Consider the following 8,317-nt stretch of genomic DNA (forward strand, 5'->3'; position numbering starts at 1 on the left):
TCAAATAGGCTCGTCCAGCCCGAACTGCACCTGTTCGGCGGCGCGCAGCAGCGCCCGGGCCTTGGCCTCGGTTTCCTGCCATTCCTTTTCGGGGTCCGAATCGGCCACGATGCCGGCGGCGGCCTGCACGTACAGCATGCCGTCGCGGATGACGCCGGTGCGGATGGCGATGGCCAGATCCATTTCGCCGCCGTAGCTCAGGTACCCGGCCGCGCCGCCGTAGATGCCCCGGCGCACGGGTTCGAGTTCGTCGATGATTTCCATGGCGCGGACTTTCGGCGCGCCCGTCAGAGTGCCGGCCGGGAAGGCGGCCCGCAGCACGTCGATGTTGCTCATGCCGTCGTTCAGTTCGCCGCGCACGTTGGACACCAGGTGCATGACGTGGGAATAGCGCTCGATCGTCATGGTGTCGGTGACTTCCACCGAACCGGTCTTGGCGACGCGGCCGATGTCGTTGCGCGCCAGGTCGATCAGCATCACGTGTTCGGCACGCTCCTTCGGGTCCGCCAGCAGCTCCTGTTCCAGGCGCAGGTCTTCTTCCTGGGTGGCGCCGCGCTTGCGGGTGCCCGCCAGGGGGCGGATGGTGACCATTTCCCGGCTTTCGCCGCCTTCGACTTCGCGGTCCTGGCGCACCAGGATCTCGGGCGAGGCGCCCACGACGTGGAATGTGTCGAAGTTCCAGTAGTACATATAGGGCGAGGGGTTCAGGGACCGCAGCGCCCGGTACAGCGACAGGGGAGAGTCGCGGAAGGGCTTGGCGATCACCTGGCCGACCTGCACCTGCATCAGGTCGCCGGCGGCGATGTATTCCTTGGCCTTCAGCACGGCGGCGATGTAGTCTTCCTTCTTGAAGTCGCGCTCGGTGGGCGTCTGCATGCTGGCGTAGGCATAGGGGATGACGACCGGGGTGCGCAGCTTTTCGCGCAGGGCCTTCAGGCGCCGCCGGGCCAGGGCGTAGGCCTCGGGCTGCTGCGGGTCGGCGTAGACGATCAGGTAGGTGCGCCCGGCCAGGTTGTCGACGATGACGAGCTCGTCGACCTGCATCAGCATGATGTCGGGGGTGCCGGGCTGCTGGCCGGCCGGCCGGGGCTTCACGCAGGGCCCCAGGCGCGGCTCGATGTGGCGCACGGTGTCGTAGCCGAAGTAGCCGGCCAGGCCGCCCGCGAAACGCGGCATGCCGGGCCGCAGGGCGACGCGGAACCGTTTCTGGAAGGACTCGATGAAGGCCAGGGGGTCGCCTTCGTGGGTTTCCACCACCTGGCCCTGGCGTACGACTTCCGTGGTGGTGCCGGTGGCGCGGATCAGGGTCTTGGCGGGCAGGCCGATGAAGGAATAGCGCCCGAAGCGCTCGCCCCCCACGACGGATTCCAGCAGGCAGCTGTTGCGTCCCGCTTCCGGGCCGGCGTGGGCCAGTTTCAGGTAGATGGCCAGCGGCGTATCCAGGTCGGCATAGGTTTCCGCAATCAGGGGAATGCGGTTGTAGCCTTGGGCGGCCAGTGCGTTGAATTCGATTTCTGTCATAGCGGTCTGTGGGATGAGGGCAGCCGAGACAAAAAAGCCCGGCCAATCAAAGGTCCGGGCTGTGATGCGGGGCGGCACGGGTCAACGTGCACGCCGGGATGCCATTACCCGGAACGCCAACACCACCAGCGCCAGGTGGCGCGGGTGGTGGTCGGGTAATAGCGGAAGCTGTTCATGCGAATTGCGGAGTTTGGTCGGCGGCCCACTGGGCTGCCTCGACAAGGGAACTCACTATAGCATCCACCGGCAGGCTCTGCACAGGCTGGCCTTCGTTGTAGCCGTAGGGCAGGGCCAGGACCTGGATGCCGGCCGCCTGGGCCGCCAGCGCGTCGTTGATCGAATCGCCGATGAACAGGGCCTGCGCGGGCTGGATGCCCAGCAGGTCGCAGGCGTGGAACAGGGGCAGGGGATCGGGTTTCTTGCGTTCGCAGGTGTCGCCGCAGACAATGGCGTCGAAGTAGCCGTCCAGCCCCATGTGCCGCAGCAGCGGCGTCGTGAAATCGGAACCCTTGTTGGTGACGACGGCCAGCCGGGCGCCCTGGCTGCGGAAGGCTTCCAGCCCCGCCACCACGCCCGGGAAGAGCTGGCTGTGGCGGCCGTTGAAGGCGCGATAGTGGTCCTGGTAGCGGGCCAGGCCGCGCATGACCTGATCGACGCTGGGCGCTTGTCCGTCGTGGCTGAGCGTGCGGATGACCAGTTGCTCGACGCCTTTGCCGACGAAGGTGGCGATCAGGGACTGCGGCAACGGCGTCAGGCCCATGTCCTGGCGCATGGCGTTGGCGGCATCCGCCAGGTCGGGGATGGTATGCACCAGAGTGCCATCCAGATCAAACAATATTCCGGCGAAGTGCATGGTGCGGCGAAGCGATAAGGTTGGTGCGTCAAACGGGCTCATGGTAGCACTTCCCGTTCAGGCGTGTCTTGTCGAGGGGTTCAGGAAACGATTGTTTCATCCGGCTCGGCTGCGGCGCTGCGCTGGGCGTCTCCCTGGGCGATGCCTTGGCGCAGATCCGCGATGACGCGGCGGTAATCGGGCTGGCCGAAGACCGCCGAGCCGGCCACGAAGGCGTCGGCCCCGGCGGCGCGGATGCCTGCAATGTTGTCGGGCTTGACCCCACCGTCGATCTCCAGGGCGATGGCCTGGCCGCCCCGGGCCTGCCAGCGGTCGATGCGGCCGCGCGCCTGCTGGAGCTTCTGCAGCGTGTGGGGGATGAAGGACTGCCCGCCGAAACCGGGGTTGACCGACATCAGCAGCACCAGGTCCAGGCGGTCCATGACGTGGTCCATCCAGTCCAGCGGGGTGGCCGGATTGAAGACCAGACCGGCCTGGCAGCCATGGTCGCGGATGAGGGCCAGCGTGCGATCCACGTGGCGCGAGGCTTCCGGGTGGAAGCTGATGATGTTGGCCCCCGCCTTGGCGAAGGCGGGCACCAGAGCGTCCACGGGTTCGACCATCAGGTGGACGTCGATGGGGGCCTGGGTGTGGGGCCGCAGGGCCGCGCAGACCATGGGCCCCATGGTCAGGTTGGGGACGAAATGATTGTCCATGACATCGAAGTGGATCCAGTCCGCCCCGGCGGCCACCACCGCGGCGACTTCCTCGCCCAGCCGGGCGAAATCTGCGGACAGCAAACTGGGGGCGATGCGGGCGGGAGGCAGGACGGTCATGGCGAAACAGGGTCCGGATGTGTCATGATGACGGTTTGATGATCCCGCCTATTTTAGTGCACCCCGTTTTGGCATGAAAAAGCTTCTGTGGTCCGCGGCCGTGCTGGCCTTGTTAAGCGCCTGTTCCTCGGTCCCCCTGGAAGAAGGCCCGGCGGGCGAGCCGTCCACCGAACCCGCCGTGACGCAGCCGCTGGTGGTGCCGCCCCTGTCCGCATTGCCGGAAACCCCGGCGCGCACCCTGAAGGGCCGCTATGCGCCGGCCGCCTGGCAACAACTGCCGGGCTGGGCCGAAGACGACCTGTCCCACGTCTGGAAAGGCCTGCTCAATGATTGCCGGGGCCTGATGCGCCCCGTGCCGGGGTCTCTGGCCGCGCCGGCCCGGGCCGCTCCCCGCGCCTGGCAGCCGGTGTGCCAGGCCGCCGTGCAGGCGGGGCTGGGGCCGCAGGCGTCGGGCGCGCCGGTGCGCAGCTTCCTGCAGACCCATCTGCGCCCCTGGCGGCTGGATCAGGCGTCGGGGCAGCCGGCCAGCGGCACCACGACCGGCTATTACGAACCCTTGATTCACGCTTCCCGCAGCCGCGCGGGCGCCTACCGGTGGCCGCTGTATGCCACGCCCTCCGACCTGCTGATCGTCGATCTGGGCGCCATCTACCCCGAGCTGGCCGGCAAGCGGGTGCGCGGCAAGCTGGACGGCCGGCGCGTCGTGCCTTACGACACGCGGGCGCAGATCGCCGCCGACCCGGCCCGCCAGCCGCCCGTCATCGTCTGGGCCAGCGACCCGGTCGAGGCCTTCTTCCTGCAGGTCCAGGGGTCCGGGCGCGCCGTGCTGCCGGATGGCTCCGTGGTCCGCCTGGCGTATGCCGACCATAACGGCCGTCCCTACGTGTCGATCGGCCAATGGCTCGCGCAGCAGGGGGAAATGCCGCTGGCGCAGACTTCGATGCAAAATATCAAGCAATGGGCCCGCAATCATCCGGATCGCGTGCAGCAGATGCTCAACGTCAACCCGGCCATGGTGTTTTTCCGCGAGGAAGCCATCGACGACCCGGAACTCGGCCCCCGGGGCGCTTACGGGGTGCCGCTGATGGCGCAGCGTTCGATCGCCGTCGATACCGATTTCGTGCCGCTGGGCACGCCGGTCTGGCTGGACACCCGCCAGCCGGGCGGGGCGGGCCCGCTGCAGCGCCTGGTCTTCGCCCAGGATACGGGGGCGGCCATCCGGGGCGCGGCGCGTGCGGATTTCTATTGGGGGACGGGCGATCAGGCCGGCGCCGCGGCCGGGCGGATGAAGCAGCCGGGTCGGCAATGGCTGCTGTGGCCCGCCCATGCCGGGGCGCCCAGCGCCCGCTGACGAAAACATCATGACACCACCATCCATTCTTGTGTGCGGCACCGGCATCGCCGGCCTGGCGTGCGCCCTGGGGCTGTCGCGGGCCGGACTGTCGGTCGGGCTGCTGGGGCCGCGCCACGTGCCGGCCGTGCGGGCGGCTGACGACTATCATCCGCGGGTGTACGCGATCTCCGACGCCAGCCGCGCGCTGCTGGATCGCCTGGGGGCCTGGCGGCTGATCGATGCCCGCCGCGTCACGCCGGTCGAGGCCATGGAAATCCATGGCGATGCGAGCGGCTGCCTGGATCTGTCGGCCTGGCAGGACGCCCGGGACGCCCTGGCCTGGATCGTCGAGTCCGGCGAGATCGAACGGGCCCTGCAGCAGGCGGTGCAGGTCATGGGCATCGCCTGGCACGAAGACCAGTTCGCCGGCCTGATCACCCAGTCGGCCGGGATCACCGTGACCACCGCCCAGGGGCGGCAGTGGCAGCCCGACCTGCTGATCGGCGCCGACGGCGCGCGGTCGCCGGTGCGCCAGGCCGCCCGCATCCACCACGACTACACGCCCTACGGCGACATGGGCGTGGTGGCCCACCTGGACATCGAGCGTCCGCACCAGAACCGGGCCTATCAGTGGTTCACCGGGGACAGCGTCTTCGCGCTGCTGCCGATGCCGGACACGGCCGACGGGCCGCAGGCCTCGCTGGTCTGGTCCATGCCCGAAGGCGCCGCCCGCGACTGGATGGCCCTGGACGCCCAGGCGCAGCAGGCGTATCTGGCCTCCCATGGGCAGTCCATCACCGGCGGGCGCCTGGGTCGCCTGCGGCTGCGCACGCAGCCGCAGGGCTTCCCCCTGACCCTGGAGCGGACCGCCATGGTGGCGCCCGGCGTGGCGCTGGTGGGCGATGCGGCCCATCGCGTGCACCCGCTGGCGGGCCAGGGACTGAACCTGGGGCTGGGCGACGTGCAGGCTATGATGCAAGTGCTGCAGGCCCGGGAATCCTACCGTTCGCCCGGAGATCCGCGGGTGCTGGCCCGCTACCGCCGCCAGCGGGCCGAGCCGGTGTGGGCGATGGGGGCCGTGACGCACGGCCTGCACCGCCTGTTCGGCACGCAGTGCGCGCCGCTGGCCTGGGCGCGGAATCAGGGCATGCAGGTGGCGGATCGCCTGCCTTTCCTGAAGCGTCAGTTGATTCGGGCGGCCGCCGGGGATTGAGCCCCGTCGGATCGGCCCATCCGGTATCGAGAGGTTTTTTCATGAAGCGTTTTTCAAGTCTGGCCGGGCTGCTGCTGTGCGCCAGCCTGGCCGCGCAGGCCCAACCCGCGGATCAGGTGCTGAGCACCCAGGCCGATCATTCGGCCGCGGCGTCCAACGATGGGGTGGTGACGGCGACAGGGGGCATGTCCACGCCCTCGGACGCCAAGGTGACGGCGACGGCCCCCGCGCCGGAGCAGGCCCAGGCCATCACCCGGGCGTTCGAGCAGCGTTTCCCGGGCATCCGGGTGGATGCCGTGCGGGTGACCCCGATGGGGGGAATCTACGAAGTGCAGGTGGGAATGGACCTGCTGTACACCGACGCCCAGGTGGACTACGTGCTGCAGGGATCGCTGATCGACGCCAAGGCCCGCCGGGATCTGACGGCGGAGCGGCTGGAAGTCCTGCAGCAGGTGGCGTTCGACAGCCTGCCGCTGGACCGCGCCATCCGGCAGGTCAAGGGCACGGGCGCGCGCAAGGTCGCCGTCTTCGAGGACCCGAACTGCGGCTACTGCAAGCAGCTGCACCGCACCCTGGAAGATGTGGACAACGTCACGGTCTATACCTTCCTGTTCCCGATCCTGACCCCCGATTCGGCGACCAGGTCCCGGGACATCTGGTGCGCCCCCGACCCGGCCAAGGCCTGGAAGGCCTGGATGCTGAATGGCGAGCAGCCCGCCACGGCGGACTGCCCGACGCCCATCCAGGAAAACCTGGCGCTGGGCCGCAAGCTGAACATCCAGGGGACGCCCGCCCTGTTCTTCGCCGACGGCAGCCGGGTCAACGGCGCGCTGCCCCTGGACGCCCTGAAGAAAAAACTGGACGAGCAGAAGGGATGAGCCAGGCACGTGTCAGTCCCTGCGGACTGACACGTGCCTGGCGAATCGGAGCGGCTTGCAAGCCTGTTGATCCCTCAGTGCACCAGCGTCCAGGCGCCGTCTTTCACGGTGATCAGTTCGCGGCCGCGTTCGTCGAAACCGCTGTGGTCGGCGGGGCTCATGTTGTAGACCCCCTGGGTGGCGACCAGTTCACGCGTCTGTTCCAGCGCGTCGCGCAGGGCCTTGCGAAAGGCGGGGGTGCCCGGCTTCGCGGTTTTTGCGGCGGCGGGGATGGCGTGCTGCAGCAGCAGGCCGGCGTCGTACACATTGGCGCCGAAGGTCGCCGGGCGTTCGCCGTAGCGGGCCTGGTAGCGCTGGATATAGTCCTGGGCGATGGCCTTGGAGGGATTGCTGTCCGCGATTTCCGGCAGCACCAGCATCAGGCTGGCGGCCAGGATGGTGCCTTCCGCGGCTTTGCCGCCCAGCTTCAGGAAAGCGGGCAGGGCCGCGCCGTGGGTCTGGTAGAACCGGCCCTTGTATCCCTGTTGCGCCAGCGTGGTCTGGGGCAGGGCCGCGGCGCCGCCCGTCCCCGCCACCAGAATGGCGTCGGGCTTGGCGGCCAGCAGCTTCAGCGCCTGACCCGTGACGGAACTGTCCGTGCGTTGGTAGCGTTCGGCCGCCGTCAGCTTCAGGCCGTTTTCCTTGGCCAGCTTGCTGAAGACCTGGTACCAGTCTTCTCCGTAGGCGTCAGAGAAGCCGATGAACCCCACCGTATGGATGCCGCGCTTGACCATGTCGCGCACCAGCGCCTGGGCGATGATGTCCGTGTTCTGCGTGGTCTTGAAGGCCCATTTCTTCTGGTCCGTCATGGGCAGCACGATGGATGCCGCCCCCACCGGCGCCAGCATGGGCGTGCCGGATTCCGCCGCGAACTGCAGCACGCTCATGGCGTTGGGCGAGCCGGTGGGTCCGATGATGGCGTCCACGTGGTCTTCGGAAATCAGCTTCTTGAAGGCGGTGACGGTTTGCGTGGGATCGCTGGCGTCGTCCAGGCTGATGTAGTCGATGGTCAGGCCGCCCGCCTGCGTGGGCAGCAGGGGCACGGTGTTCTTTTGCGGAATGCCGACCAGCGCGGTGGGGCCGGTGGCCGATGTGACGACGCCGATCTTGACCTGAGCCAGGCCGGGCTGCGGCAAAGCGAACAGCGCGGTGGTCAGGGTGGCCAGCAATATACCGGTACGCACGAGCTTGTCTCCTTGGAATGAAACGGCCCGCACGAGGCGGGCCGGTTGCGCATCATGCGCTGATTGTATTGAAAAGCCCCGTCCCGGGGAATGGGGCCCGGGGTTTCAGAACTCCGTCCATTCTTCCGTGTCGGCCGTGGCGGGCGCCGGCTTGCCGGGCGCGCGCAGCGCCGGGCGGCCGGCGGCGGGGGCGGGCGCGTCCGCCTTGGGCTCGCGGCGGGGCCGTTGCGGGGCCGGGCTGACGACCTTTTCGGGAGCGGAGGGCAGGCGGGGCGCCGCGGACGGCTGGGCCTTTGCCGTGCCGCCGGCTTGCTGGCGCGCGCCGGCGGAGTGGCTGGCGGCATGCGCGTGCTGTTCGGCGGCGGCATCGGCCTGGGCGCCCAGGTTGAAGGTGGCCACCAGTTGGGCGAGGTGATCGGCCTGGGTCTGCAGGCTGGTGGCCGCGGCGGCGGATTCTTCGACCAGGCTGGCGTTCTGCCGG

At 68.9% G+C, this 8,317-nt stretch carries 7 protein-coding genes and 1 pseudogene; 3 read left to right on the forward strand and 5 right to left on the reverse strand.

The window, feature by feature from the left end:
• From trpE to rpe, 3 genes are all read right to left on the reverse strand, one after another.
• Positions 1-1,521, reverse strand: a complete 1,521-nt coding sequence (gene trpE, locus Q0263_RS06110) for an anthranilate synthase component I (RefSeq protein WP_298014382.1) — start codon at positions 1,519-1,521, stop codon at positions 1-3.
• A gap of 172 nt (positions 1,522-1,693) precedes the next feature.
• A complete protein-coding gene (locus Q0263_RS06115; protein ID WP_298014391.1) occupies positions 1,694-2,374 on the reverse strand; it encodes a phosphoglycolate phosphatase in 681 nt (226 codons plus the stop codon).
• A gap of 80 nt (positions 2,375-2,454) precedes the next feature.
• Positions 2,455-3,189 carry a ribulose-phosphate 3-epimerase gene (gene rpe / locus Q0263_RS06120; protein WP_298014384.1) on the reverse strand — a complete coding sequence of 245 codons (735 nt, stop codon included), beginning with the start codon at positions 3,187-3,189 and terminating at the stop codon, positions 2,455-2,457.
• A 73-nt stretch (positions 3,190-3,262) separates the two neighbouring features.
• Here rpe and Q0263_RS06125 point away from each other — a divergent pair, with 73 nt between their 5' ends.
• From Q0263_RS06125 to Q0263_RS06135, 3 genes are read left to right on the forward strand one after another with little or no spacing between them, the layout of a single operon-like run.
• Positions 3,263-4,540 (forward strand): murein transglycosylase A, encoded by a 1,278-nt coding sequence (locus Q0263_RS06125; protein ID WP_298014385.1) that lies wholly within the window; start codon positions 3,263-3,265, stop codon positions 4,538-4,540.
• 10 nt (positions 4,541-4,550) lie between these two features.
• Positions 4,551-5,735, forward strand: a complete 1,185-nt coding sequence (locus Q0263_RS06130) for an FAD-dependent monooxygenase (protein ID WP_298014387.1) — start codon at positions 4,551-4,553, stop codon at positions 5,733-5,735.
• Between the two features lie 41 nt (positions 5,736-5,776).
• Positions 5,777-6,613 (forward strand): DsbC family protein, encoded by an 837-nt coding sequence (locus Q0263_RS06135; RefSeq protein WP_298014389.1) that lies wholly within the window; start codon positions 5,777-5,779, stop codon positions 6,611-6,613.
• A gap of 74 nt (positions 6,614-6,687) precedes the next feature.
• Here the strand turns inward: Q0263_RS06135 and Q0263_RS06140 are convergent, their stop codons facing one another.
• Positions 6,688-7,824, reverse strand: a complete 1,137-nt coding sequence (locus Q0263_RS06140; RefSeq protein ID WP_298014393.1) for an ABC transporter substrate-binding protein — start codon at positions 7,822-7,824, stop codon at positions 6,688-6,690.
• Between the two features lie 117 nt (positions 7,825-7,941).
• Positions 7,942-8,317 (reverse strand): annotated as a pseudogene (locus Q0263_RS06145) (hypothetical protein); the annotation flags it as partial.

Origin of the sequence: uncultured Castellaniella sp. (genome assembly GCF_937988725.1) — a bacterium.
GTDB lineage: Bacteria > Pseudomonadota > Gammaproteobacteria > Burkholderiales > Burkholderiaceae_B > Castellaniella.

What these genes read in the sequence shown, in the direction of transcription:
- Q0263_RS06125 (WP_298014385.1), top strand. Translation starts at nt 3,263, where the DNA reads ATGAAAAAGCTTCTGTGGTCCGCGGCCGTGCTGGCCTTGTTAAGCGCC.
- trpE (WP_298014382.1), bottom strand. Translation starts at nt 1,521, where the DNA reads ATGACAGAAATCGAATTCAACGCACTGGCCGCCCAAGGCTACAACCGC.
- Q0263_RS06130 (WP_298014387.1), top strand. Translation starts at nt 4,551, where the DNA reads ATGACACCACCATCCATTCTTGTGTGCGGCACCGGCATCGCCGGCCTG.
- Q0263_RS06115 (WP_298014391.1), bottom strand. Translation starts at nt 2,374, where the DNA reads ATGCACTTCGCCGGAATATTGTTTGATCTGGATGGCACTCTGGTGCAT.
- rpe (WP_298014384.1), bottom strand. Translation starts at nt 3,189, where the DNA reads ATGACCGTCCTGCCTCCCGCCCGCATCGCCCCCAGTTTGCTGTCCGCA.
- Q0263_RS06135 (WP_298014389.1), top strand. Translation starts at nt 5,777, where the DNA reads ATGAAGCGTTTTTCAAGTCTGGCCGGGCTGCTGCTGTGCGCCAGCCTG.